The organism is Singulisphaera photorubra (assembly GCF_045290345.1).
Lineage (GTDB): Bacteria > Planctomycetota > Planctomycetia > Isosphaerales > Isosphaeraceae > Singulisphaera.
The window spans coordinates 855,999-880,815 of sequence record NZ_CP155447.1 but is presented as its reverse complement, the minus strand read 5'-3'; the positions used below and the strand labels follow the sequence as shown (position 1 = coordinate 880,815).

The following is a 24,817-nucleotide window of genomic DNA, read 5'->3' as shown; positions in this document are numbered from 1 at the left end:
CAAGGATCTCGTTCCCACGCTCCGCGTCGTCTTCCCCGGCGGGTAGGGCCGCGGAGCGGCCAGGACGGCATTCCCACGCAGGAGCGTGGGAACGAGTTTCTCCCGCGAATTTCGGCCTCCGGGGCAAACAGAGGGCCCGGTTTCTTTGCGACTGACTCGCAAATTGCAGCCAATCGGTGGCGAAGCCACAAGAGGTCGACGAGACGACTTCGACTTCGGGGGTCGGGGCGTGCTCGTGGAATGTGTCCTGTGGCTTCGCGATCGTCGTTAACCAACGGCAAGTCAATGGCTGTGGAATGCCAGGGGCGTAAGGGGGGGCACCCCGATCGCTCAGGGGTTGAGCTTGGTCAGTTTCCGTTCGCCGTCACCGATTCGGAAATGGACGCCCGTGACCTGGCCGGCGTCGTCTTTGTGGAAGGTGAACCGGCCGTCGGTGTAGGGCATGTCGAACTGAGTTTCCGAGATCGGTTCGAGGACGAGCGGCCTGGGTCGGAAGGGGAACGAGATGGTCAGATGATCGCCTTCGCGTGCGATCGTGGCCTTGGGAGAGTTCGGCTTCGCATCTGGGTTCAAGAGGTACTGGCCCGTGTATTTGTCCAGTACGTCCGTTGCGACAGCCACGATTTTCGGCCGGTCGACGACGGCTTTGGGGGCGGGGCGCTCGGGGAGTTCGCGGAGCCAGATGTTGCGGTAACGGACGGGATGATTGTGGTCCTGTAACGTGATTGGCCCACGATCGCCTTGATTCTCGTAAGGGAGCCATTTGAGCCAGGAGGTGGGACCGAACGGCTCCTCGTTATTCTGCACCAGAACTCCGTTGTGGAAGACGGTGATGTTTGCCGGCTCGAGGAGTGCGCCTGAGGAATCGAACCGGGGGCGGCGGAACGCGATGTCGAACGCCTGCCACTCGCCGGGCGGGCGCGACGCATTGAACAGCGGGGGGTATTGGCCGTAGATTGCCCCTGCCTGGCCGTCGGCATAGGTTTCGGCCTTGTAGGAGTCGAGCACCTGGATCTCGAACTGGCCCATCAGGAAGATCCCGCTGTTGCCGCGGTCCTGCCCTTTGCCGTGGGGCGGATTGGGGGCGGCCCACTCGATGTGGAGCTGGATATCGCCATATTTCCCCTTCGTCTCGATCATCCCGGAGCCCGGGACCGTCTCCATTGTGCCGTCGACCACCTTCCATGGCTTTCCCGAAGGGGACTTCCATGCGTCGAGGCTCGTGCCGTCGAACAGGACGATCGCGTCTTTCGGGGGCTTCGTCACGACCCCTGCTTCGGAGGGTTCGACGACCGGAGGCTTCGGGCGCTGGATGTCATGTTGTCGCCAACGTGTGACCGGGGCTCCGGTGCGCACTCCGTCGGCCGCCAGGCAGGCGATGAGGCCGGAAAGGGCGATGACGAAGGGGCAAGCGATCTTGGATCGTGGAGAGAGAGGCATGCGTGGCAGCTCCCGGGCCGGAAGTTCTTGTGGGTTTGCCACATTCTCCCGAGTCCACGACGGAGATGCCAGGGCTTGATGATCCGGGCGATCCGGCCAAGAGACTTGCGGCACTCTTGCGGCGAGCATCCTTCTGACGCTCGCCGCAAGAGTGCCGCTTCCCTTTGGATCTGGTTTTGGCTTATCCGAAGAACTGAGGGATCGGTCGGCCGCCGTCGGTGATTGGCACGGGGCGGGGACCGCCGCTGAGCGACTTCGTGGTGTCGATCCCGAGCGTCGCGTAGATCGTGGCGTGGAAGTCGGGCACGGAGACGGGGTTTTCCAGGGGCAGCTTGCCCAGCTCATCGGTGACGCCGTGGGCGCCGGTGTGTCGCAGGCCGCCGCCAGCGAGGACCAGGCTGAATGCGGTCCCTTGGTGTCCCCTCCCCCCTCCTGCGTCGAATTGGGCGGGACGGCCGAACTCGGTGCCGATCACGATGAGCGTACTGTCGAGCAAGCCGCGTTGCTCCAGGTCGGTGATCAGCGTCGCCAGGGCCGAGTCGAGTTCCTGGATGAGCAAGTGCTGTTTGAGCTGACCTTCGTTGTGGGTATCCCAACCGGTGCCGTTGAGGAAGCCGAGATTGTGCGAGATCTCGATGAACCGGACGCCGGACTCGATCAGGCGGCGGCCGAGCAGGCAGCGCTGGCCGAACTCTCCCCCATAGCTTTCGCGGAGGCTGCTCGATTCGTTCTCAAGATTGAAAACCTGCATGAACTTGGGACCGGTCAGGCGGAGGCTTTCGGCGACGGTCTGGTCGTATTCCGCGACCGGCGCGGCCTTGGCGGCCTCGCGGCCGATCGACTGGAGCAACCGGGTTCGGGCCGTCGCGCGTTCGACGTCCACGTCCTCGGGACGCGAGAACCCGGCCGGGCCGGCCTTGGTGTCGGTCAGGTAGACGTAACCGGCCTTGGGACCAAGGAACCCAGGCCCTCGGCTCACGTTCGGATACCCGATCAAGACGTAGGCGGGCACCCCCTCGGTGGCCGCTCCGCGCTCGTGCGCGACGACGGAACCGACCGAAGGGAAGATGAGCGTGCCCCCTGTCGGCCGCCCCGTGTGAACGAGGTTGGTGGCGAATGCATGCTCGTCGATGACCTTGTGGTTCACCGTCCGCACGGCCGTGATCCGGTCCATCAACGGGGCGGTGCGCTTGAGGTGCTCAGAGACCTGCACCCCCTGCACCGCCGTCGCGATCGCCTGGTAGGCCGATCCCGCCTCGCGCTTCTTGGGGACGCCCACCCGCTTCGGGTCGAACGTGTCGAGCTGGGACATGCCGCCGCCCAGCCAGATGAAGATGCAATGATCCGCCTTGCCCTTCAACGGGGCCGTCGACTCGCCCAGGCACGGCACGGCCCGCAAGGCCGTGGTCGACAGCGAGGCCGAGGCGGCCGCCAGGAAGGCGCGACGGTTGAACATGGGAGATTCGGCTTCCATAAAAATCTCTTCCCCAAAGCATGTTCGATGCGGTCATGTCCGATCAGGTCGCGTCGAGTGGGGCATGCCCACCTCGACCAATCAAGGCGTGAAGAGAAATTCGGGGGAGTTGAGCATGGTCCAGAGCACATCCTCGAGCCGGCCGCGCCAGGACGCGTCGAGCCGATCGGTCGGCGGGTCGCCTCGTCTGGCCTCGGCCTGGCGCTCGACCTTGATCCGGTTCGCCTCCTCGGTCAGATGGTTCGACCACGAGACGTATCGCTGTGCCCGGCGCTCCTTGGGAGCGGTCCCGGGGGCCGGTGCGGCTGGTTCGAGCCTGCGATCGGAGTAGCCGTCTTCCAAATAGGCAACGACGGACTTTCGTTCCTCATCGGTCGGTCGGCGCGTCAAAATTCGCAGAAAGAGTCGATCCACCAGGCGATCGAGCGGCTGATCCTCCAGGGCGAGCGCGGTGATCCCATGGTCGTCCGAGAGGCGGGTTAGCCAGACGCCCATCGTGCCGTTCGCAAGGACGGCGGGTTGGATCAGGTTGGGGGCGGTGTCCCGCGTTGTGACCGCATCCTGCCGCGAGGGACGCCAGCCGAACGCCTCGAGGACGTCGATGACAGCCTGGACTCGTGGCAGTGCCAGGCTCGGTCGGTCCCGTTCGTTCGACGTCGAGGCGAGCTGCCAGGCCCGACGCGGCTTGCCCAGGTTGATCGAGTTGGTGACGGCCCGACGGCCGTCGAGGTCGAGATTCACCTCCTCGGTTTCGAGCGGCTTGCCGGTCGCGTGGAAGAGGGAGTCGACGATCTGCTCGGCCGAGAGCCGCCGTTGGGCCCGGGCGGCGAAGCTCTCGCTGGTCTCCGTCAGGGCGAGGTCCGACGCGCGCTGGTAGGCGTGCGAGTTCAGGATCAGGCGGACGAGCCGCTTCAGGTCGAACTCGTCGCGGACCAGCTCGCGGCCCAGGTGACGGAGCAATTCAGGATGGGAGGGGGTGCCCTTCTCCCAATCGTCCACGGGATCCACCAGCCCTCGGCCCATCAGACGCTTCCAGGCCCGGTTAGCGATCACCTGGGCAAACCGTTCGTTGCCAGGCCCCGTGATCAGGGCGGCCAGGCGGTCGCGAGGGGTCGCGTCTTTCGGGAGGTCGGCCGCGAGCAAGTCCGCCGGGGCGAATTCCGGGAACGGCCAGGCCGGTTTCACCACGGTCCCAGGCGCGAGCGTGACCTTGATCAACGACTTACGGCCCTGGCCGTGGAGCTTGTCGAGGGGGACGCTGCTCGTCGTCGGCAGCTTGATCGGCTTTTCCCCGAGGAGTGCGGCAAGCTCAAAAAGATCTTGCTGGGTGGATTGGTGCGCGGGGGCGTCGTGGCAGCGGGCGCACTTCATCTGGACGCCGAGAAAGGCCGCACTCACGATCACGGCCTTCTCGGCCATCGGGACGTCGTTTTGCGAGGCCATGGCGAAACCGGCCGGGCCGCCCAGGCTGAGGCTGCCGCGCATCCGGATCAGCTCGGTCACGAACAGGTCAACCGGCTTGTTATCGAGCAGTGACTCATAGATCCACCAGCGGAACGGGCCGCTGTTGTTCAAGGTCGGGTTCAAGATATTCGGGTTTTCGGCGAGCACGTCCTGCCAGTATCCCATCCAGTGGTCGGCCCAACGCGGGTCGGCCAGCAGGCGGTCGATCGCGCGGGCCCGCTTATCCGGGCTGGAGTCGGCGAGAAAGTGTTGGGCCTCGGCCTCGGTCGGGATCACCCCCACCGTGTCGAGCGTGACCCGGCGGAGAAACGGCAGGTCGTCTGTTAGCGGAGTGATCGGCTGCTCGTGCAACGAGTTCCACGAGGCCCCCTCCGCAATCCATTGCCTGAGGAGTTGAACCTCTTGAGCGGAGAGACGATCCCCCTTGGGAGGCATCGCCTCGAGCTCGTCGGTGCTCGTCACTCGGTCCATCAGCAGGCTCTCGTCCGGCTGGCCGGGCACGACGGCCGGCTCGCCCGAAGCCCCCCCCTTCCTGACCCCTTCGCTCAGGTCGAGCCGGAGCTTTCCGCGCACCTTTTGCCCCTGGTGGCAGGAGTAGCATTTGGCTTCGAGGATGGGTCGGATCTGTTTGGGGAAGTCGATCGTCCGCTTCTCGTCGGTCGGTCGGGTCGTCACGGCCAGCTTCTCGCCGAGGAAGCGATCGATGGCGTTGAAAGCCGGGACGTCTTTTGCGAGTGCCGGAACGACCGGATCGGCCGTTGTGCTCAGCCACTCGCGGCCTCGCTCTCGGCGTCGTTCCCACTCCGTGGCGTGTTCCTGGAACGCGGCGGCGCGGCGGTCCGCGTCGAGCCGCGCGATCGCGAGCGACTCCCCGGCGGCATAGTCCTTCCAGCCGGCGTCGTTGTAGGGCACGACGACCTGCGGGGCGAGCAGTCGAAACGACTCCGACCCTTCCGTGGCGATCGCGACGACCGTTTCGCCCGGCTCGGGACGGCGAACTCCCCCCTTTTTGCCCCCGACGATGGTTTCGAGAATGACGAGGTGCGTCCCTCCCGGGCTCTTGAAGCTGGTCCAGCTCTCGCGATTCCCCGGTGGAGCGAACCGAAAGTCAGGAGCCAGGTTGAGGCTGTCGTCGGGGATGATCGCGTGACCGTCCGTGACGGGGGGCGGAAAGGGAGTGTTTAAGAGCAAGGTGCCATCGACGAGTAGCCGCGAAGCCCCACGACCGCGGAGGAGCAGACGGTGGCTTCCGGCCGGCAGCTCCACTCGCGCCACGGCTCGGAGCAGAAACGGGTTGGCGCGGTCCTCGCGAATCCCGGTGTCGATATATTTGTGCGGGATCCGGGAGAAGCCGAAGGCGTCCGCCGTATACCATTCCTTCGCTTCGAGCGCCTTGGGCGACCACGTGTTATCGACGGGAACGCCTTCCTCGCAGATCTCCACCAGCACCCGGTCCTTCGGTATCCGATCGTTCGCCACGGCGGGGACGACCTGAAGCCCAGGCTCCGGCGGTGGCTCCTGCTTTGAGCCATCGGGCCCAGCGCCGCTTCCGCCAACGACGCCCAGCGCGACGAGGATTCCACCGACCAGAGGCCGGAGTCGTGGGGATGATGACATCGGCGAACCTGCTGATTGTTTTGGAAGGCGGGAGTGAGTCTATGGAATCACAGTATGCGAACAAGAGAGGCCCGTCGATCCAACCCAAGTGGGATCTTGAGCTAACACTTTCGTGTTGGTGTGCTCATGGCCAGTATGATTGTTCTAGAGTGGACCCCGCAATCCGGACCCTCAGTTAAGCGACACTGGTGGCTCGGACGAGGGGAACGAATGGCGGGTAAGCGGAAAGTCCACAGAGCAGCGTTCAAGGCCCAGGTCGCTCTGGTGGCCTTGAAGGGGGATCGGACGATCAACGAGTTAACCGGCGGCGTTCATCCCACGCTGATCCACGGCTGGAAGAAGCAACTCGTCACCGGGGCCGAGAAGATCTTCGAGAGCCTGGCCAGAACGGCCTCGGCTGACGCCGAGGCTCGCCAGGAGTTGATCGCCGGGCCGGGGTATCTCTTCAAGCTATTGCTTCCTCATCGGATTGGTAGGCAAGGTTCTCTGCGGCGTCCTGCCAGGCGGCATCCTCGGTAGGGCCATAGCCAAGCTCAAGGTCGATCAGGCCGGATTGGTCCAGGATCACCCATTCGCCGACTCGGCAATTCGAGTGAAAGTCCGTGCAGAAAACGGAGTCGGCGCGGGGATAGCGGTGGGTGACGAGTTTTTCGTGGTTCATTGGCTTATCCAAAGCTGCAAGCAGCTTGTTAAAAACATGCAGGCGCATCGCGAACCTCCTGTTCGGGACGGGGCTGAGTTTGAAAGTTTGGGTTGATTCGAGGTGGTGGATTTCAGTACAGCAACTGGCGTGCCGGGTCGAGATCTTGCCGGTTTCGACCCATCCGATTGCGGATCTGTCATCCCAACTTAGACCGGAGCCGAAATGGGAAAACGGTCGTTCAACTCGCTCGATGCGCTGATTCTCGGCGTCTCTGCCGCCATTGGGGTCTGGCTTGCCCGGAGGCTGCTCGTCAGTGATTTCGTGGCCTTTCCCGTAGCGAATCACGATGCCTGGAGCACCCTGATCGGGTCGTCTTACCCGGTGCTTCTGGTGATGAGCATCGGTGTCGTGATATTACGATTTCGCCAGCCACGTCCATCCATTCGCAGGCTGTCCCGGCAGCCGGGCTTCCTGGCGAGTGTCGCGATTCTTTCAATGACCGTGTTTGGAACGGTTCTGGCCGTCATCGACTGGGCGACTTTTTGGGGCAACGTCTCACTGGGGCTTACGGGTAACTGGCTTCGGACCTCCCTGATTTCACTCGTTGGGCCATGGAACGTGGGATTTATGGTGCTCATGGCTTGGTTGATCGGCGGCCTTCAAGGATTTCGGTGGCGCGATGATTGGGTGGAAAGGGCGGGCCGCCTCGTGGGTGGGCTTTGGATAGCGCTTTGGATGTTCTTCCTGGGATTAAAACTCTGGTCGACGTAGCCAGGCAGTATCTCCTGATATGACCACAGAGAACGAGCACGAGTGTCCGGAACGCCGGGGCGAGCTTTCCTCTGATCCGAGACCCCATCCCTGATTTGCAAGCATCAACGGCACAGAAGATGCAACTCCGTGCATTTGGCACGCGGGATGCAGGTCCATCCCACCGAAAGCATGGCTCGGAGCCGTGCTCACAATCACCACGCTGATCACGGAGCACACACCATGAAGACACTCCTTGGACCGATCCTGGCCGGAGGCCTCTTTCTGGCCTTCTCATCGCCGTCGCATGCTCAGATGAACGTCCAGTTCGGTCGCGGCGGCTCGCCCACCGTCACGTTCGGCCAGCCCGCATACGGGCAGTACCCTTCGGCAGGATACGGGCAATATCCCGCCGGTCAGCCCGTTTACGGCCAGCCTTATGCACAGCCGTCATATTACCCGCCGACCACCCCCGGGTACGCCCCGCGGTCTTACTCCTCAGGCTACTCGGGTTATGCCACGCCTGCGAATAGGCAGGGTTACTACCAACCCTCCTATGCCCCCAGCTACCAGGCTCCCTACCAGCAGCAGCCCGGCTACTCGCCCTACATCCAGCCTCCCAGCGGGACGGGCGTGATGATCAACGGCCGGATGTACTCGCTGCCTCGCTGACCAAGCGTCTCAGACGAATTCAGGCGGGCGGGGAAGCAATCTCCTCGCCCGTTGCCATTTCGAAGCCGCACAAAGGGTGGTGACCATGATTGCCTCCCCAGTCGGGAACGGCGGGGATAGGCGCCACGGCCTGCCCGTAGCTCATCACGCCCGGAGATGATTGGCTTCCAAGAGCACGAGGTATACGGCGATGGCCTCGGTCTTCTTACCGGCCGCCGCGATGGCCGTGTAGTAATGCTGGAAGTGGTCGCTCAGCCCGGCGGCGCGGATCCCACTGGTGACGGTCCTGCGGCCGCGAGCGAGAACGGCCCGTCGATCCAACCCAAGAGGGATCTTGAGCTAACACTTTCGTGTTGGTGTGCGTGCGAAGAGGAATTGGTGGTCTGAGTTCTTGATCTCTTTTAAGGAAGCGAATCGCTTCGTTCCGCAAAATCAGGGGTTACAGAGTCACTTTTGCGGGTCCCTTATTCCGTGTGACGCTCGTAGGATCCTGGGATGCGACTGTCACTCATCTCTGGCCGCTGTCAGTTGCAGAGGTCAGGCTGGAGCGATGGACACCCGCTGAGCCATGACGATGTACGACTTGTCGGCCTCTTGGTGATCCGGAATCGGTATGTCCGTCAAGCTGATGAATCCAGATCTCTTGTAAAGGTCGATCGCTTTCACGCTGGTAGTGTATACGTCCAGGAAGAGCCGGTCGCAGCAACCGCCGGGCCGGCATGCAAGAAGGGCCGCCTCATCAATGAGATGCCGAAGTATGGACGTGCCGTATCCAAGGCTCGGGATCGTTGGGTTTACCGCTAAGAGTGGGATGTACGGGTGAGGACGCCCGCTGTGTAATCGCGGTAATCGTCGCATACATCGATGGTTCCAAACCCAACAAGGCGGTCCGCCGGATCACGATAGACCCACACACGGCCGTCACAGAACTGGACCCGCTGGGGGATATCGTCTCGCAATAACCGGCCGACGAATGCGTCTGCATACGGCCAATTCGATATGGCCGCGAATTCGCGGCTATTGAGATCAACGGGGAGAGGTGTGAGGGGAATTGGTGTGAAGTGAGGCATTCTCGATGAAATCGAGGAATGAGAATCGGGGCGGCAAGCCGCCCCGATTGCTAGGAAGTCCGAAGCTTTCTATACAACGCCTGCTGATGCGGGGCGACCGGCTGCCAATCCCTGGGCAGCGGCGGCAGCGAATCGATTCGCCGGTGGGCTTCTTCGGCCGCCGATGGGTTCAGGGCAAGCCCTTGCCGGGCTGACGGACCGACCGCGAGCTTGGGAGTGACCCACCCGTCAAGCAGGCGATGCAGTTTAAAGAGGGCCGCCCACAGAAGCTTCTGCCCATCAAGAATGTAGCAAGGCCCCTCGACGCTCTGGCCGTGCGAGGCCATCTCGAGTGCTCTGGAAAACAGCCGCAGGCCTTCCTCTCGCCACGCCTGCTCAACCTTGGGATCGAACGCGACTCGACCGGTGAAAATCTCCCGACCCCACTGCCGAACTTCATTACTGTAATCACAGCAAAGTTTGGCGTAGTGTTGAAGGGCGATGTCCAGGGTACTGCACTCAATCCCCTCTCCGTTATCACAAAGACGCATCTGAGAGTCGAGGTAGGCGGCGAAGTTGCGTACCTCTGCCAGGTCGAACGTCTTCATCGCCACCTCCTTTCCGCTTGCATGAGACTTGTGACATCCCGCGATCGGTAGAAATCCCGGACGATTATCAACCATTGTCGACCGATAGGGAACAATTCTACCGATTTGGGAGCAGAATTTCCATCCGACTTAAGCATCTGTTTTCGTTATGTGGTTCGATTCGATCGGAAGTCTTCCCCTCCCCTTTGTGCTGCCGTTCCCTAAAAACGACAATGCCCTTTGAGGCGAGCGGCCCTGGCCCTCGTTCCCAAGCCCTTTCCATGGAGGGCACGGCCCACCCGACTTCGGCGTCTCGTCAGGAAGGCAGGGAGCCGGATCAATCCAGCGAGATCAGGCCCCGGCGCAGGGCCTCGGCGACGGCCTGGGCGCGATCGCCTGCTTGCAGCTTCTGCATCAAGTTGCTGACATGACGTTTGACCGTGTCTTCGGCGATGAACAGAGCGGCGCCGATTTCTTTATTACTCCGGCCCTGGCGGATGAGTTGGAGGATCTCCCGCTCTCGTGGGGTCAGCTCCGACTGCGTCAGACGCTCGGCCAGACGATCGGTGAGCAAGGGAGGCAAGTAGCTGTTCCCGGCCGCCACGGTGCGGATCGCGTTGAGTAACTCCGCCCTCGGCGCGGTCTTGAGCAGGTATCCCTTGGCCCCGGCCCGCATCGCCTGGTAGATTTCTTCATTTCTGGCAAATGTAGAAAAGATGAGCACTTTGGCTTCGGGGAATTCGCCGCGCAACTGCTCCGTGGTGCCGATGCCATTGGCCCCCGTCAGCATCAAATCCATCAGCACGACGGCCGGACGATGTTGGCGGTAGAGGGCGAGAACCTCTTCGCCACACTCGGCTTCCGCCACCACCGTGAGGTCGGTCTCGAGGCCGAGCGATGCGGCCAGCCCGCTCCGGACGACGAAATGGTCATCCACCACCAGGATGGTGATCGTGCCCGATGGATTCATGGCCTCCCTATCCTCCATGTTGACTTCCCTCCAGGCGGTGCCGGACCCGTGGCACCGAGACCTTGATGGTCGTCCCCTCGGCTGGCCCGCTTTGGATCTCAAGCTGAGCGCCCATCTTACGCGCTCGTTCACGCATGCCGATCAGGCCGAAGTGCCCTAACTTCGCTGCGGCCGGTCCGTCAGCCTCGAAACCGCAGCCATTATCCTGAATTCGCAACGAGATTAGGTCCGGGTCATAAGCGAGGTGGATCCGAATTGTGCTAGGGTTGGCATGCTTGAGAGCGTTAGTGATCGTTTCCTGAGCAATCCGCAGCAGGTTGTGCTCGACGGGACCGGGGAGCGGCCAGGGTGTTCCGGTCACGGTGAGATCCAAGGTCGGCGTTGGTGACGTCTGCAGCTCCCGCGTGGAACGGGCCAGCATCTCGCCCAGGTCGCGTGGGCCGTCGTCCTGTTCACGGAGGTCCCAGACCAGGATCCGGAGCTCGGCGTGGATCCGGTCGACCAGGTGCCGGGCCGCCTCGAGAAGCGCGAGCAAGGGGGGGGCGGCGACGCTCGCGGCGGCGTCGAGCCGCAAGGCGAGGCCGACGAGTTCCTGCTCCAGCGTGTCGTGGACTTCGCGAGCGATCCGCTGGCGTTCGTCGAGGACGATTTCGCGGGCCAGTTGCGATCGAATAATGGTTGTCTGCTCATGGATTCTCCGACGCAGCCGGAAAACCCAGATCAAGGCCGCCACAATGGCGGAGACGAGTGCGCCCACCGCCGCCGTGAGCCGTTGCGGGGTCCACCACGAGGGGGACTTGAGCAGGCGGATGTCGTCAGGAGAGCGGGCCCAGAGGTCGAACGAGACGGGTTGGACCCGGTAGCCCCGGTCATTGGTCGTATCCGCGATCCGGCAGATCCCGCTGACCGATAGCCGGCTCCCCTGGACCCACTGGGGGAGCGGACCGCTCGGGCAGCGAACCCGGAAGGCGGTTTCCCCAGCCTGGATCGTGAGCACCACTCCCTCGGTCCCGGCGTAACTCGCCGCGAGGTCCCCCTCGAGCTCCACCAGGTCGGCATCGCGGATCCCGGTGAGCAAGTTTTTCACGGTCACGCGGTGCGGTGCGGGGGCCGGCTCCGTTCCCACCCACTTCGTCGTCGCGTCCGCGAGGAAGGCGCGAAAGGTTCCCATCTCGGGAAATCCAAGGACCTCGATCACATCACCTGGCTGAAACGCTGCGCTGAGGCTTGACTCGACCAGGAGCCCCCGCCCTGCTCCTCGAAGGAAGATCGGCTCATGTGGTTGATCGCTGGTGACGACCCCGCGAACCTTGATCCGGCGTTCCGAAGCCCCGTTGGGGGTGAACCGAAGCTGGTCGTCGATGGAAACCACAGGAAGCTGCGCGGGAGCGGGCGGGGAATCGACGATCGCGACGTCTCGATAGCCGCGGACCTTGAGGTGGGGCAAGACCAGTTGGCGGCGATCGTTGATGAACCCCGCGGCGAGTCCCTGGACCCGCAGTCGGGCGTCCACCAGGTCGAGGTGACTGGGGGGGACCTCGTCGATGCGAATCTCGACCGGTCTCGACCCGGAGGCCAGCCGCAGGACAGACGTATTCTCCCCGGTCACCGTCACCGAGCGGCCGATCCCCTCGAGCTCGATCCACTGGTAATGGTAACGGCCCGACGCCAGCACGTCGGCCGTGATCGGCGTGGGGGGTGGGAGCCGTCCCGGCCCGAGGATCTGCACCTTGGTCGCCTTGATCCCAGGGACATAGAGCCCCGGAAAGGACTTTCCCTCAATGAGAACGCGCTGGCCCCACTTCCAGTCGGGATGCCGCGTCAGGCCCTGATAGAACGTCCCCCCCGTGTCGTCCTGCACGAACGTCGTGGCGCCTGCATCAAAGTAGGTGATCACGGCTTCAAGCCGGACAGGCAGCCCCAACGCCGCCTCGTCCGGGGCCAAGAGCCGAATCTCGCGAGCCTTTGTGAGCCAGGGCGTCTGAGGCTCGTCCGTGGGGGCGTCCGGAGCCTGAGAACACAACGCGGCAACCAAAATCCACCACAACGCAGTGTGACCTCAGGCCAGAGTCAGTAACGATTCTAGAAGTCGTGATGGGTTTTGAGGAGTCCGGTCGGCGCCTTCGATGTTGGTGATGACGAAGCGTCTCGAGAACTTAACGTCCCGCCGGTTTCTCCGGTCGATTCGCTCGGTTTACTTCCTGATCCACGAGCTGCTTCGCATGGGGGGCGAGGACGAATGGCTCCTCACCCGTCGCACTCCAGAAGAGCCGGGGCGGGCCGATCGGGTAGGTCTTGCCGGACGCCCAGGTGTGAAAGACCTTGCCCCAGAGGGGCCGGACACTGGCCATGGTCTTTTTCTCTTCGGCCCCGGTTTGGGTGAGGCTCTTGAGTAAGCCGGAGTCCACCTCGAACTTGTGGTCGTGCCAGTAGGCCTTTTCCTCAGCGGGCATCTTCTGATACAGCGCATCGCTAACGAGGTACTCAATGCCGATAAGCTTGGCGTCCGGTCCGTTGCCATCATAGAGAATACACTGGAACACGTCGTCGTTCACGACCTTGCAGTAGTGATAGGCCACCTGGGCATGTTCCGGCAGGTCCTTGAGGAGGTGGATCCCAACGAAGGCCAGCGGGCAATGGAGGACCTCTGCGATTGGGGCCTTGACGTCCGTCAAGGCCTGGCCATGGGCGACCTTCTCATCGTCGGCCCAGGCCGACGATCGTCTCGTGAGGTTAGTCAGGATCGCCCCTGCCGCCATGCCGAACAGGCAGGCGAGCAGGACGGTCATCGGGGGAACCGACTTCGACAAGGACCACGGTTTTCCTCGCATGGTGATCTCCTCGAAGGTGGAACGTGCTCTCACTCTCAGGGGGCCAACTCACACGTTTGCCCGTCGGGCGACGGGTTGCTGCGTGGATTCGTCGGAGTCCTTTCCGTCCTCTTCGATTCGTTGAGTGGGATCAGGCTGGAACCTCGGAATCGACCTGGTTCCAGGGCATCCGGGCGAGGATCATCGCCATGCCGCAGGTGTCCGTGATCCCGGCGAAGACCAGTCCCGCTCCGACGAACGCGGCCAGGCCGAGGAACAGGGGATGGACGAACGCCCCGAGCGCGGTGCCGAGGACGACCAATGACCCGGCGGCGATTCGCACCTGGCGTTCGAGCGAGACGGTCTTCTGGCCACGGATTACCGGCAATCCGGCGCGTTCCCAGGCCAAGGTCCCCCCTTCGACGTTGATCACGTTGGGGAACCCGGCGGCGTGGAATTTTTCGGCCGCCGACCGGCCCCGGCTCCCTGACCGGCAGATTGTGTAGAGGGGGGCGTTCGTTCTGCCCGTGAGGTCGCGGGCCTCCATGATGGCCTTGGGGTCAAGTGCCTCGAGCGGCACCAGGCGGGCGGGCTCGGCGTGTACCTCCCGGTACTCGGCCGGGGTTCGCACGTCGATCAAGTCGACCAAACTCCCTTGTCGTCGCAATTCCTCGAGTTCAGTTGGTCTGATCGTCGTGACGCTCATCGCTTGCTCCCCCTGTCCCCAGGGCGCTGACGGCGGGCCGGGCGGATGGGCGGTATCGCCGCCGCTCGGCAAGTGGCCGATGGCCTCGACGGCTCTCGAGAGAACCGTCCCCGTTAGCCATCTTATCGTGAAATAACGATCTTGCCTCCTGTTGCGGGGCCATCTCTTGGGTCTTGGGCATTCCCTTTGGGGATGTTCCGTGTGGGCTGGACCTGATGGCCTTGTGCCTTGCGCCTTGCGAGACCCGACCGAAAATGATGTTGTCGGCGACGTCTCGTGGTTACGATGGTCGGGCCATTCCCGAAGTTCGTCAACGATTGAGATCCGCCGGGAATGGTTCCTGGGCCACGCCCAGGCGAGCTTGCGACGGCAACGATGCCGAGGCGGCTCGAGGCCGAGGAATCAAAAGAGGAGTGGAGCGCGGACCTCATTATGGAAGAGATCTTGCCCGGGCACGCCGACGATGTCCTGACCTTCGACCACGTCGCGTGGATCTTCTGCGCCATATTGGGGCAGCAGGGGCATGGTTGGGTCGCTCCGCGGATCCCGCAGCCGGTCCTGGCCGCCGTCATCCCGAGTTATCTGAGTCTTGCGGACGATGAGACTCTGCTGGCGATCGTCGGGAAGGGGCTGAACAACGTCTCCACCCAGAGCTGCGCCCTGACGACGAAGCGGATTTACTGGGCAGGCGACCCCCGGCAGGACGAGGCCGAGTGGGACGATACGGATCACCCGGACTCGCAGGCGGTCGGCCGGCCGCCGCTACGGTGCGAGTACCTCGCCTATCAGAATTTACCCGAGGCGATCCCTCTGGCCGGTGTACTCTCCAAGGTGATCGACCTTGGCGAGGGGCGGCAGATCAACCTGGGGGCGAATATCCCACTTCTCCAGGCCTTGATCGGATACCTCAAAGAGGTCCGATCGGTCATGATCGGCGAGAAGCCCCTGCCGAACCTCGTGCCGGTGGCCGCCGAGCAAGCACGCCTGGCGTGGCCGGCGGTGGTCGCCGCCGATGCCGAGGCGCGGACGCTCCAGGCCGCGATCCGGAATTACCAGTGCCAGACCCTGGTGGCGAAGCGTGCGGTGGTGACTCCCTTGATGGCGGCGGCCTGCGCTTTGGTCTACGTCGCGATGGTGGCCCAGGGGGTCGAGCCCTTCGAGCCGGCGACCAAGGCCATGCTCGATTGGGGGGCGAGTTTCGGCCCCTCGGTGGTCTTCGACGGGGAGGCCTGGCGTCTTTTCACCAGCATGTTCCTCCACTTCGGCCTGATTCACCTGGCGATGAACCTTTGGTGTCTGCTCACGACCGGCCCCGTGGTGGAGCGGTTCTTTGGGCATCTGGGCTTTGCCGCGATCTATGGGCTCTCGGGACTCGGTGGTGCGGCCGCCAGCCTGTTCGTTCATCCGACCTTCGTGTGTGCCGGGGCCTCGGGCGCGATCTTCGGGGTGTTCGGCGGCCTGCTCGGCTTTCTCGCCATCCGGCATCGCGACGTGCCCCCCGCGATCTTGCAACCGATGCGCTCCGGGACGCTCGCATTTCTGGGATACAACGTGATCTTTGGCCTGAGCAGCTCGACGATCGACATGGCCGCCCACCTCGGCGGATTGGCCACGGGCTTCGTCGTCGGGCTCATTCTGGCCGACGGTCGGATCAATCGGCCCGATCGGGTGGGATTCTTGCGCCGGGCGGGGGCCATCGCGGTGCTTTCGGCCGGCCTCTTTCTGCTCACCAGACAAACGATCGGCCAGGCACGCGAGCGGATCCTGGCCGATCCCACCATGGGGCCGCAACTCGAGGCCGCGCTGCATGCCGCACCGGCCTGGAACGCGTTCCAGCACGCCTCGGCGCCGCTCTATCCGGAGTTTGACCGCATCTCTCAGGCAGCCGAGCAGGTCTTGAACGAAATCGATCGCGGCGACGTGCCGGCGAGTCAGATCGAATCGACGTTGAACCAGTTGATCGCCGACTCGGAGAGCATGAGACGACGGCTCGAGCCCTGCCCATCGCCAATCCGGAGATCCGGGCCATGTCCGATCGCCTGGCCCTGGCCAACTCGCATCAGCATCAAGCTCTGGTGCTCTTGAAGCGGTACTTCACCGAGCGAGATGAGAGTCTCCTCAAGGGGCCGGATGGGTTGGCTGCTTCGTTCCAGGCCTACATGGACGACTTCGAGGAATTTCGCAAGCTGCGTGAGGCCTATTTCAAAGCTCACCAATTGACGGTGCAGAAACCTTGAATGCCTTTTGCGCTGATCTTTGCCCGTCGACGGGAGAGTCCCGTCGTCGCTGGCGAGGGGGAACGACCGGTCGTGGAGGATGAACGACGATGACGCGGCAAACGGAGCGAAGGCGATTTTTGGGGCAGACGATCGCGCTGGCCGTGGCCGCCGGATCGGGTGCCCAGGGAGTGGGGCGAGCCTTCGGGCAAGAACCAGACGCCCCCTGCAACGAGGCGGCGGCAGAGGCCTCCGGGGAGACCAAGGGAATGATTCCGATCATCGATACGCATCAGCATCTCTGGGACCTCACCCGGTTCCGCCTGCCCTGGCTGACGGCCGACTCGCCTCTGGCCAAGAGCTTCTTGATGGACGATTACCTGAAAGCCGTCGAGGGCCTAGGGGTCGTCAAGTCGGTCTACATGGAAGTGGACGTCGAGCCGGCGCAGCACAAGGCGGAGGCCGACTACGTCATCGATCTCTGCCGCCGTCACGTGGGTCCGATGGTCGGCGCCGTGATCGGAGGGCGTCCCGTATCTGACGGATTCGCGGCGGATCTCGATCGATACAAGGATGAGCCTGCGATCAAGGGCATTCGCCAGGTGCTCCACGGCGGCAGCACGCCGCGTGGCTACTGCCTCGACCCCAAATTTATCCGAGGGATCCGGCTCCTGGGCGAGCGGGGCCTGAGCTTCGACCTCTGCATGCGGTCCGGCGAGTTGAGCGACGGGGCCCAACTGATCGACGCCTGCCCCGGCACGTCGTTCATCCTCGACCACTGCGGCAACCCGAGCGTGCGTGAGAAGGACCTCGCGGCCTGGCGTGCCGACATCAGCCGGCTGGCCGAGCGGAAGAACCTTGTCTGCAAGGTCTCGGGAATCGTCGCGTCGGCGGCCCCCGACCCCTGGACCTCCGACGACCTGGCCCCCATCGTCAACCACGTCCTCTCCGCCTTCGGCCCCGACCGGGTCATCTTCGGCGGCGACTGGCCCGTCTGCACGCTGGCCGCGACCCCTCGCCAGTGGGTCGAGGCGCTGAGGACGATCGTCCAGGCTCGGAGCGAAGTGGAGCGGCGGAAGCTGTTCCACGACAACGCCCTGCGAGTGTACCGCCTTGCCTGACCGAGGCGCAAGCGGTTGACAGGCCGGTGGATTGATTTTAGGTGTGAACAAAGAATATGCCGATGCAACCGCGTCGCCAGTGGGAGGGGCCGGCCGGCCTCGGCCTCGTCGCCCTGTTCTTCGTGCTCGGCCTGCCCTCCCTGCTCGTCGCCACCGTCAGTCAGGTCGGCCCCGGGCATTTACTGTTCGTCCTGATCACCGCGGCGGGCCTCTGGATTTCCTGGTCCGGGCTGCGCCGCGGCGACCTTCGCAATCGCCTGCTGTCGCTGCCGTCGCTCCTCTTCTTCCTCAGAGCCGTGGCCCTGCCGCCTCTGCGGGGGCGCGCCTGATATGGCGCAGGGCGGCCCCGCCTTGCCTAGTGTCGCTGCGCGGAAGTAATGCACGAAATTCAGGTTGAGTGCACGGCGAACCAGGCACGCATCTGCTGATTGGTCCAGGTCCATTCAAACGGGTGCGCGTGCAGGCGGTTGTACTCCAGGCCCACGGTGCGGACGTGCTCGATGAACGACTCGCGGTCCGCCCACGACCCGCGCCTCAGGTAGCGGCCGCCGAAGGCGTTGTTCAGCAGCTCGGACTGGTTCAGCCAGGAGGCATGGGCCGGGGTCCGGCGCCCGCGCCACCAATCCCAGAGGCTCGACAGTGGCCGGGTCGATCGCCGCGACGATCCCGGCGCGGACCGCCTGTCGGGCCAACTCGGTGCTGCTCCAATGGGTGAGGTGCAGACCTCGCGCGATCGGCTCCAGGCAGGCGAGTTCAACGATCTGGGCCCGCTGCAGGGGGGAAATCCGGGCCGGCCGATGTGGTCGGCGACGGAGGCCCCGCTTGACAGGAATGTTACCTGGTCTACAATACTTTGCATCGCAAAGCTTGTTGGCCGCGACAATCCCTTCCTCGAAGGGCCGGCCATGATCTCGGAGGCCTTTGCGGGACGCGAACGGCCGGGGCACTTGAGTGTCCTGTCTGGTCGGGCCGCGACGCCCGTGGGATCTCGTAGGCCGTCGAACGATCCCACCGAGCGGGAGGCCGGGGCATGGCGAGGCGCGTGGGCCTGGGGCCGGTTTTCGCGTTCGAGTGGCGGATGGCGTCGCGGCGGTGGCAGGTTTACGCGATGCGGTCGCTGACGGTGCTGCTGCTGCTCGGGGCGATCACGCTGATCTGGTCCGGGTCGCCGGAGGCGCGATCGGCGGCGGTGACGATCGCCCAGCAGACGCAGGTGGGCAAGACGTTCTACGAGACGACGGCGATCATCCTGCTCGGGCTGGTCGGCCTGGCGGCGCCGGCGGCGACGGCCGGGGCGGTCTGCCAGGACAAGGCGCGGGGCAACCTGACCCTGCTGTTCGCCACCGACCTGTCCGACGCCGAGATCGTCCTGGGAAAGCTGGCGGCACGGCTGGTGCCGGTGGTCGGGATGATCCTCTGCGCGGCGCCGGTGATGTCGATCGCCACGCTCTTCGGCGGCATCGACCCGGTCGGGCTGGTCGGGACCCTGCTCGTAGTGCTCTCTTGCGCCGTCTTCGGCTGCTCGCTGGCGCTGACGCTGTCGGTCTGGGGCAAGAAGACGCACGAGGTGCTGCTGGCGACCTACGCCTTCGGCATCCTCTACCTGCTGGCCGCTCCGATTACCGCGGGCATCCAGGCGATGATCCCGTCGGCGTGGCGAGTGTTGGGGCTGCCCTCGTCCATGGACCTGCTGCCGTATAACCCGATCGTCCTGGTGCTGGCGATGGGCCATGGCCCGCCCCCTGGCATGGCGCCGGTGACGATCGGGACGCTGGCGGCGTTCCTCGGGCTGGGCCTGGCGGCCTCGGCGGTGCTAATCGGGGCCGCGACGTGGCGGATCCGGGCGGTGGTGATCCGGCAACTCGGCCGCGGAGAGCGGGCACCGAGGCGCCGGACATGGCCGGCGTGGCTGCTCGGGCGGATCGACCTCGATCGGATCGGGCGGTGGGCCCCGGGAACGGTAGGACTGTGCCGCCTGGTGCGCCGGGCCTGGCCGACGCCGTCGTTGGACCGCAACCCGGTGCTCTGGCGCGAGTGCCAGCGGAGGAGCCCGTCGCGGTGGGGCCTCGCGGTCTGGGGAACCTATGTCCTGCTCTGCGGCAGCTTCAGCGTCTACACGATCGTCGAGATGATCGGCGGCAACCTCGCGGTCCGCGAGTTCGGCGCCGTGATCAACGGACTCCAGGTGGGCGCCGGGTTGCTCTTGCTCAGCGTCTCGGCCACGACGAGCCTGGCCGAGGAGCGCCAGCGAGGCAGCCTCGACGTGCTGATGGCCACGCCGCTGCCGACCCGGGCGATCGTCTGGGGCAAGTGGTGGGGCGCCTTCCGGGGCGTCCCGCCGCTGCTGATCCTGCCGGTGGCGGTCGCCACCGCCCTGTCGTTCTTCACGGGACACTTCTGGGGGGTGGCCCTAATGGCGGCGCTGATCCTGGCCTATGGCGCGGCGATCACCAGCCTCGGGCTGGCCCTTGCGACCTGGATCCCGCGGATGGGCCGGGCCGCGGCGCTGACCGTCGGCCTCTATCTATTCATGAGCATTGGCTGGATCCCCCTGACCTTTTCCGTCTTCCCGGGGGATGACGGCATCGGCATCGCCGCGGGCAGCCCGCCCATGGGCGTCGGCGCCTACAGCTCGAAGCTCGCCGGCGACGGGACGCCAAGCGAGTTCGTGAACCAGACGCTTTGGACCCTATTCTGGACGGTCGCCTACGGCGGCGTCGCCCTCGCCCTACTGCTGGCGACGCTCGGGACATTCAACCGCTGCCTCGGGCGCATCGACGGTCCCTCGATCCGGGATGAGGACGACTTTGCCCGCGACGGGGAGACGGCCGGACCGGCCGAGGGCGGACTCTCCCCGTCGCGCGGCCGATCCTCGGTCGACAAGGCCACGGCGGCGGAACCGTGAGCGGCCGATGGCCTCGGGAACGGTCGGCGGTCAGCAAACGCAGGAGACCGAGAGCAGAAGACAGTGGTAGCCCCTCAGGGCGAGAGGAACAAAAAAGGGGATTCTCCGACGACCCCTTTCTTCAGTGCGGGCTCGGCATCGGGCCGAAATCTCAGCTCTGCCACCTTCCCGCCCTAATGTCCCCCTGCTTCGGGATGCCTCGGGCGTAGACCTCCCGGAGCATGGCAATCTCGTCAATTTCGGGCATTACTTCCGCGCAGCGACAACTAGGTGCCCGTTGCCTCAACGACGAGAGGGTTAAGACTCAGAGGGGCGGCAGGATGCCGCCCTCTGTCTTCGTTCCCAGGTCAGCCGAATCTGCGGGGTCGCGCCTGACCTTGTGCGGCTCGTCACGGTGGATTTCGTGCGGAGTCGCCCACCATGTCCGTCTGGTCAACGGCTCACACGGACGGTCGGTGGCGAAGGCGGTTTCCCTTTGGATGGCGCACGGATCATGGTGATCGAGTCGCCGCTTCGGATTTCTTTGTCGCTGGGTCTGTGATCCCGGGCTTTTGGCCTCCACCCCGAGGTTTGAGACGCTCGCTACAAAGAGTGAGCGGCATCGGGGGCCAGGTCCTTAGCGATGAGGCTATGGTTGTCCACCGGTGGGTTACATCAGGGTCTTGGATCGGAACGGCTGATTGTCCTTGAACTGGGCTTGCAGACGCTCGATTCGCCAGGCCCCTTGTTCGCGTTTGAGCAGGAATCGCCTGTCTGCATTGCCCCGAATGGACCAGACGTACGCCGTATCGTCGTCGCACTGGTAGACCAGGGCGTCACGATACTCCTCAAGGTCGAAACGCGGCGAGTCGTGGAGGACGAATGCGTCGCTCTGGCTTCGCTGGGCCCAGTCGGTCGTGTGCGCGGCGAAGATGGCCCGCCGCTCGGCCATCGCCGGCTGGTAATGCGGACCCACGTCGAGGTGGGCCTTCAACCACGCATCTTCTTGGATCTCGGAGTACGACTTGCCCGACCTTTCGATAGTCTCGACGTAGGTGACGGCCGCGGGGACCGGAAGGCCCCGCTGGATCAAATCCTTCTTGGTATAGGCATGCCACCGGAACACCCCGTCGGCCCGTTCGAGGACCGAATGGAAGCCGAGTTGGCCGACGGGCCGGACGGCGAGCCAACGCAGCTCCCAGGCGCGATATGCGGAGAGGAACCCCTCGACCACGGCCCGGCATTCTCGGTCGGTCTCTGGGGCTGCCGGGACAGGCTCGGATGACGGTGCCGTCGCGATAGCCTGGAATGCGGGGCTGAGCTTCGCCTCGGCCCAATGACGCCAGTTCCCACAGATTGGCGACTCTCTCGGTCGCTTCATCAAGAGCTCACGGTCATAGTCGCTCGGCTCGCCTGTGATCACGAAGTTCCCCGCCTCCAACTCGTCGGCGTAGTCTTCGAGGAATTGAGCCCAGCTTGTGGCAAGGACGAACTTGAATTCATTCTCGTCATTACCGAAGTTGATGACCTGGCCTACCACTCCGGTCGGTCCCGGGGCCAAGTCGACTCCGAAGCAGTTGCCATCGCTGCAAAAGAGGGGAATCCACCCCCGACAGTCGTCGCGGATCTGGATCGCATCCGCGGGGAACACCTCGCACTCGCTGTACTCATGATAGATGAGTTCGGAACCACCCCGGTCGGCCCAATTGCTCAGGATGGCCTCGCGTCCCCGCCTTCCGCAGATCGAGTGGAGCCCCATCTCGTAGAAGAGGGAATGGATGAACTCAGGGGAGGAGGCGTTGATGTCTTCATCGTCCTCGAACCGCTCGTAGTACTCCATCGGGATGGGGCCGAGCCCGTCATGGATCCGGTACGATTCCCTCACATCCGCAGGAAGTTTCTGGCCGATCACCGCCTCGAACTCGGCAATCTCCGTCTCGGACGCCCCCGGCAGGAGCGCCGCGATCACCTCGGGGCAGTGCCTCGACATCCAGGCCTCGATCCGATGCCACGATTCGGCCACCGGAGCGGGAGCGTGCGGGACGCGGCGGATCAGGCCCTGTTCGGTGAACTCCGGCGCCGGCCCCGCTTTCGGGGGCGGCGCCGGGGCCGCAACCGGCATGGTGAAGGCCGGCCGCTTGATCTCGGTGGCGGGGACCTCGTGGACCCGGACGTCGTCCCAGTCGACCTGCTGGCACGCTTGCCAGAACGCTTCGAGCCGGGCGCGGTCGGCGTCATTGTCGGGCGTCCAGAACCGGATTTCGACCTCGCCGTTCGGCAAGACCTCGTTCCAGAGGAGGCCGGCGTCGTCCGGCCCCCAGCGGATCGGGGCCGTGATCAGGAAGTGGGTGACGATCTCGGTCTCATCGAACTCTTCGGGGAAATCCATCGCGGTCCTCACTGGTTCGCCGTAGGGCTTGTCGGACTGCACTTCTCGTCTGCCCGCTCAGGACGATGGGAATACCACACCTGGCTCACACACCTCAAGTTCCCACGCGTTTGAATGTGCAACGACTCGCCCCAGAACGATGATCACGGCGTTTCCCGGGGAAGCCGGATCTCAGCCGTAAAGGTTCCTGGCCAGGAACGCGTTGCGGAACTTGCCACGAGGGTCATGCTTTTTGACCAGTTCCTTGAACTCGGTCAGTTTTTCATAGCGGGATTGCAGTTGTGCGGGGTCTAGGGCGAACAGTTTTCCCCAGTGGGGACGGACCTCGTAAGGCGCCAGTTCCTTCTCGATGATCGGCAGCAGCTTGCGGACGGAATCCCAGTCTTGCTTCCAGGTGAAGTGGATGGTCAGGCTCGGTCGCTGATAACAAGGGCTCATCCACAGTCGGTCCTCATCGACCGTGCGCAGTTCCGAGATGAACAGGTGGGGGCTCACCATGTCGCGCAAACGCTCGATGGCGAGGATCGCTTCAACCGCGTCTTTGCGGGCGACGAAATACTCGGACTGCAACTCCTTGCCGCTGCTCGGAGTGAACCCCATCCGGAAATGAGGCATCCGTTCGTACCAGGGGCCGGGTACTCCCATTTGCTCCGTGCAGTTCTCCGCCGAGAGTTCGGCGATCGGGTGGAGATTCTTGGTCGCGAGGGTTGCGCCAAAGAACTCAGGTTTGGCCTTGGATGTGTCCCCCTTCTCGACCCGGCGCTTGACCCACACTTCGCTGATCCGCTTGTTTTGCCAGTCGGTGAACAGACTGACGCTGTCGCCGCTCGCCACGATTTTCTCGAAGTTGTCCGCCAGTTGCGCCAGCGGCATGTCCTCGTAAACATCCTGGCGCATCATGAAGGTTGGCTCGATGGCCAGCGTGACCTTGGTCACCACCCCGAGCGCCCCCAGGTTCACGACGGCCCCGAGGAACGTGTCCCCGTCTCGCTCGCGGGAAAGGTTCAAGATGTCTCCGTTGGCCGTGACGAGTTCCAGGGCCGAGACCGCCGTGGCCAGGTTTCCAAGTTTGACGCCCGACCCGTGCGTGGCCGTGGCACACGCGCCGGCGATGGAAATGTGCGGCAGGGAGGCGAGGTTGTGCAAGGCGAAGCCCTTCTCATGGAGAGTGGGGCACAACTGGCCGTAGTTTACTCCCGCTTCAACCGTCACCGTGCGCGCCTGCGGATCGAGTGCGATCACCTGGCTCATTGGTTTGAGTGATATGAACGCATGTGAACTGTCGGCGATATCATTGAAGCAATGACGTGTGCCGAGCGTCTTCAGGGAGTCGTGCTCCTTGACGAATTTCTGAATCTGTTCGACCGACGTGGCCTGATGCAAGTTGTTCGTACTGTATCGGAAGTTGCCGGCCCAGTTGGTGAGCTGGCCGCTCGATGAAGGGGCGTCGGGTGCCTTGCCGAACAGTGGACCCCCGGGCGCTCCGCCCAAGATCGCGGCCGATAGCTTGAGGAACGTTCGCTTATTCATGATCAAACTCTTCCCCGCTGCGGTTGAGTGCCTGGATTGGGTTCAAAAGTTCCCTGCCTACTGAGAGTCAGAAAAGTCATGTTCTGTTCTCGACCCTTTTTCGTCGGGCGGGGACTTTGCAGCCCCGGAGGGGCGACCGTTCCTAACCAGGGGCGCAATCCAAGGAGATTGTTCGGTGTGTTGATCTGGCGTGGCTCTGAAAGGGCGACCGTCAGAACCAGCCCTCGGCGATTGACGGTCGCCTCTTCGGGACTGCAAAAGCCGCTTCATTTGGGGTGTCCTCGTTCCCAGAGCTTGCGCTCCTGGCTACGCATGATAACCCGTCCGGGACTGCGAATTGAGGACATGACTTTTCTGACTGTCAGTAAGAACGTAGCCCAGTCGCGATGAAGAAGACAGTGCCGACTGATCGTGGACGGAGATGTGTCTCCCGAGTGTCTCGGGGATCGGCGGCGGGTTCGTTGTGATTCCGGCATATTCCGGATTCAGCCAAGG

General features: G+C 63.9%; 21 protein-coding genes. 8 read left to right on the top strand and 13 right to left on the bottom strand.

Translation table 11 applies throughout. The features are described from left to right. Window positions 1–330 precede the first annotated feature (330 nt). The 3 genes from V5E97_RS03390 to V5E97_RS03380 all read right to left on the bottom strand — a co-directional run bounded on the left by V5E97_RS03390 (window position 331) and on the right by V5E97_RS03380 (window position 5,995). Window positions 331–1,440: a 3-keto-alpha-glucoside-1,2-lyase-like domain-containing protein gene (locus tag V5E97_RS03390; RefSeq protein WP_406697870.1), complete on the bottom strand. Its 1,110-nt coding sequence runs from the start codon at window positions 1,438–1,440 to the stop codon at window positions 331–333. 181 nt (window positions 1,441–1,621) lie between these two features. After that, window positions 1,622–2,914, bottom strand: coding sequence for a DUF1501 domain-containing protein (locus tag V5E97_RS03385; RefSeq protein WP_406697869.1), 1,293 nt, complete (start codon window positions 2,912–2,914; stop codon window positions 1,622–1,624). Between the two features lie 81 nt (window positions 2,915–2,995). After that, window positions 2,996–5,995 carry a DUF1553 domain-containing protein gene (locus V5E97_RS03380; RefSeq protein WP_406697868.1) on the bottom strand — a complete coding sequence of 1,000 codons (3,000 nt, stop codon included), beginning with the start codon at window positions 5,993–5,995 and terminating at the stop codon, window positions 2,996–2,998. 210 nt (window positions 5,996–6,205) lie between these two features. Between V5E97_RS03380 and V5E97_RS03375 the strand changes: the two genes are divergently transcribed. The 3 genes from V5E97_RS03375 (at window position 6,206) to V5E97_RS03365 (ending at window position 8,060) form a co-directional block, all read left to right on the top strand. Continuing rightward, the gene (locus tag V5E97_RS03375; protein WP_406697867.1) at window positions 6,206–6,514 is read left to right on the top strand and encodes a transposase; all 309 of its coding nucleotides are present in this window, start codon (window positions 6,206–6,208) and stop codon (window positions 6,512–6,514) included. A gap of 346 nt (window positions 6,515–6,860) precedes the next feature. Next, window positions 6,861–7,409 (top strand): hypothetical protein, encoded by a 549-nt coding sequence (locus V5E97_RS03370; protein ID WP_406697866.1) that lies wholly within the window; start codon window positions 6,861–6,863, stop codon window positions 7,407–7,409. A 222-nt stretch (window positions 7,410–7,631) separates the two neighbouring features. After that, window positions 7,632–8,060, top strand: coding sequence for a hypothetical protein (locus V5E97_RS03365; protein ID WP_406697865.1), 429 nt, complete (start codon window positions 7,632–7,634; stop codon window positions 8,058–8,060). A 144-nt stretch (window positions 8,061–8,204) separates the two neighbouring features. On the opposite strand, the gene V5E97_RS03360 is transcribed toward V5E97_RS03365, so the two are convergent. The 7 genes from V5E97_RS03360 to V5E97_RS03330 all read right to left on the bottom strand — a co-directional run bounded on the left by V5E97_RS03360 (window position 8,205) and on the right by V5E97_RS03330 (window position 14,182). Beyond that, window positions 8,205–8,381 (bottom strand): hypothetical protein, encoded by a 177-nt coding sequence (locus V5E97_RS03360; protein WP_406697863.1) that lies wholly within the window; start codon window positions 8,379–8,381, stop codon window positions 8,205–8,207. A gap of 216 nt (window positions 8,382–8,597) precedes the next feature. Then, entirely contained in the window at window positions 8,598–8,918 is a 321-nt protein-coding gene (locus V5E97_RS03355; RefSeq protein WP_406697862.1) for a GNAT family N-acetyltransferase, read from the bottom strand. Between the two features lie 262 nt (window positions 8,919–9,180). Beyond that, the gene (locus tag V5E97_RS03350; protein WP_406697861.1) at window positions 9,181–9,717 is read right to left on the bottom strand and encodes a hypothetical protein; all 537 of its coding nucleotides are present in this window, start codon (window positions 9,715–9,717) and stop codon (window positions 9,181–9,183) included. Between the two features lie 316 nt (window positions 9,718–10,033). Then, a complete protein-coding gene (locus V5E97_RS03345; RefSeq protein WP_406697860.1) occupies window positions 10,034–10,666 on the bottom strand; it encodes a response regulator in 633 nt (210 codons plus the stop codon). A 7-nt stretch (window positions 10,667–10,673) separates the two neighbouring features. Continuing rightward, window positions 10,674–12,713 (bottom strand): sensor histidine kinase, encoded by a 2,040-nt coding sequence (locus V5E97_RS03340; RefSeq protein ID WP_406697859.1) that lies wholly within the window; start codon window positions 12,711–12,713, stop codon window positions 10,674–10,676. A gap of 109 nt (window positions 12,714–12,822) precedes the next feature. Further along, window positions 12,823–13,497: a DUF1264 domain-containing protein gene (locus V5E97_RS03335; RefSeq protein ID WP_406697857.1), complete on the bottom strand. Its 675-nt coding sequence runs from the start codon at window positions 13,495–13,497 to the stop codon at window positions 12,823–12,825. 130 nt (window positions 13,498–13,627) lie between these two features. Further along, window positions 13,628–14,182 carry a rhodanese-like domain-containing protein gene (locus V5E97_RS03330; protein ID WP_406697856.1) on the bottom strand — a complete coding sequence of 185 codons (555 nt, stop codon included), beginning with the start codon at window positions 14,180–14,182 and terminating at the stop codon, window positions 13,628–13,630. Between the two features lie 432 nt (window positions 14,183–14,614). Here V5E97_RS03330 and V5E97_RS03325 point away from each other — a divergent pair, with 432 nt between their 5' ends. From V5E97_RS03325 to V5E97_RS03310, 4 genes are all read left to right on the top strand, one after another. Further along, on the top strand, window positions 14,615–16,267 hold the full coding sequence (locus tag V5E97_RS03325; RefSeq protein WP_406697855.1) for a rhomboid family intramembrane serine protease: 1,653 nt from the start codon (window positions 14,615–14,617) through the stop codon (window positions 16,265–16,267). After that, a complete protein-coding gene (locus V5E97_RS03320; protein ID WP_406697854.1) occupies window positions 16,210–16,419 on the top strand; it encodes a hypothetical protein in 210 nt (69 codons plus the stop codon). The genes V5E97_RS03325 and V5E97_RS03320 overlap by 58 nt, the downstream gene beginning before the upstream one ends. Window positions 16,420–16,508: 89 nt before the next feature. Then, window positions 16,509–17,519: an amidohydrolase family protein gene (locus tag V5E97_RS03315; RefSeq protein ID WP_406697853.1), complete on the top strand. Its 1,011-nt coding sequence runs from the start codon at window positions 16,509–16,511 to the stop codon at window positions 17,517–17,519. A 62-nt stretch (window positions 17,520–17,581) separates the two neighbouring features. Then, window positions 17,582–17,848, top strand: a complete 267-nt coding sequence (locus V5E97_RS03310) for a hypothetical protein (RefSeq protein WP_406697852.1) — start codon at window positions 17,582–17,584, stop codon at window positions 17,846–17,848. A gap of 59 nt (window positions 17,849–17,907) precedes the next feature. Here V5E97_RS03310 and V5E97_RS03305 read toward each other — a convergent pair whose 3' ends face one another. Next, window positions 17,908–18,378: a hypothetical protein gene (locus V5E97_RS03305; protein WP_406697851.1), complete on the bottom strand. Its 471-nt coding sequence runs from the start codon at window positions 18,376–18,378 to the stop codon at window positions 17,908–17,910. A 171-nt stretch (window positions 18,379–18,549) separates the two neighbouring features. Between V5E97_RS03305 and V5E97_RS03300 the strand changes: the two genes are divergently transcribed. Then, window positions 18,550–20,424 (top strand): ABC transporter permease subunit, encoded by a 1,875-nt coding sequence (locus V5E97_RS03300; protein WP_406697850.1) that lies wholly within the window; start codon window positions 18,550–18,552, stop codon window positions 20,422–20,424. Between the two features lie 649 nt (window positions 20,425–21,073). Here V5E97_RS03300 and V5E97_RS03295 read toward each other — a convergent pair. After that, complete coding sequence (locus tag V5E97_RS03295; protein ID WP_406697849.1) at window positions 21,074–22,792, bottom strand: SMI1/KNR4 family protein; 1,719 nt, start codon at window positions 22,790–22,792, stop codon at window positions 21,074–21,076. A 171-nt stretch (window positions 22,793–22,963) separates the two neighbouring features. Continuing rightward, a complete protein-coding gene (locus V5E97_RS03290; RefSeq protein ID WP_406697848.1) occupies window positions 22,964–24,322 on the bottom strand; it encodes a D-arabinono-1,4-lactone oxidase in 1,359 nt (452 codons plus the stop codon). Window positions 24,323–24,817 lie beyond the last annotated feature (495 nt).

Excerpts from the sequence above, each read along its gene's own strand:
- V5E97_RS03325 (WP_406697855.1), top strand. The coding sequence starts at position 14,615 with ATGGAAGAGATCTTGCCCGGGCACGCCGACGATGTCCTGACCTTCGAC.
- V5E97_RS03355 (WP_406697862.1), bottom strand. The coding sequence starts at position 8,918 with ATGCGACGATTACCGCGATTACACAGCGGGCGTCCTCACCCGTACATC.
- V5E97_RS03315 (WP_406697853.1), top strand. The coding sequence starts at position 16,509 with ATGACGCGGCAAACGGAGCGAAGGCGATTTTTGGGGCAGACGATCGCG.
- V5E97_RS03380 (WP_406697868.1), bottom strand. The coding sequence starts at position 5,995 with ATGTCATCATCCCCACGACTCCGGCCTCTGGTCGGTGGAATCCTCGTC.
- V5E97_RS03345 (WP_406697860.1), bottom strand. The coding sequence starts at position 10,666 with ATGAATCCATCGGGCACGATCACCATCCTGGTGGTGGATGACCATTTC.
- V5E97_RS03375 (WP_406697867.1), top strand. The coding sequence starts at position 6,206 with ATGGCGGGTAAGCGGAAAGTCCACAGAGCAGCGTTCAAGGCCCAGGTC.
- V5E97_RS03350 (WP_406697861.1), bottom strand. The coding sequence starts at position 9,717 with ATGAAGACGTTCGACCTGGCAGAGGTACGCAACTTCGCCGCCTACCTC.
- V5E97_RS03335 (WP_406697857.1), bottom strand. The coding sequence starts at position 13,497 with ATGCGAGGAAAACCGTGGTCCTTGTCGAAGTCGGTTCCCCCGATGACC.
- V5E97_RS03310 (WP_406697852.1), top strand. The coding sequence starts at position 17,582 with ATGCAACCGCGTCGCCAGTGGGAGGGGCCGGCCGGCCTCGGCCTCGTC.
- V5E97_RS03385 (WP_406697869.1), bottom strand. The coding sequence starts at position 2,914 with ATGGAAGCCGAATCTCCCATGTTCAACCGTCGCGCCTTCCTGGCGGCC.
- V5E97_RS03305 (WP_406697851.1), bottom strand. The coding sequence starts at position 18,378 with ATGCAAAGTATTGTAGACCAGGTAACATTCCTGTCAAGCGGGGCCTCC.
- V5E97_RS03290 (WP_406697848.1), bottom strand. The coding sequence starts at position 24,322 with ATGAATAAGCGAACGTTCCTCAAGCTATCGGCCGCGATCTTGGGCGGA.
- V5E97_RS03295 (WP_406697849.1), bottom strand. The coding sequence starts at position 22,792 with ATGGATTTCCCCGAAGAGTTCGATGAGACCGAGATCGTCACCCACTTC.
- V5E97_RS03370 (WP_406697866.1), top strand. The coding sequence starts at position 6,861 with ATGGGAAAACGGTCGTTCAACTCGCTCGATGCGCTGATTCTCGGCGTC.
- V5E97_RS03390 (WP_406697870.1), bottom strand. The coding sequence starts at position 1,440 with ATGCCTCTCTCTCCACGATCCAAGATCGCTTGCCCCTTCGTCATCGCC.
- V5E97_RS03365 (WP_406697865.1), top strand. The coding sequence starts at position 7,632 with ATGAAGACACTCCTTGGACCGATCCTGGCCGGAGGCCTCTTTCTGGCC.
- V5E97_RS03330 (WP_406697856.1), bottom strand. The coding sequence starts at position 14,182 with ATGAGCGTCACGACGATCAGACCAACTGAACTCGAGGAATTGCGACGA.
- V5E97_RS03300 (WP_406697850.1), top strand. The coding sequence starts at position 18,550 with ATGGCGAGGCGCGTGGGCCTGGGGCCGGTTTTCGCGTTCGAGTGGCGG.
- V5E97_RS03320 (WP_406697854.1), top strand. The coding sequence starts at position 16,210 with ATGTCCGATCGCCTGGCCCTGGCCAACTCGCATCAGCATCAAGCTCTG.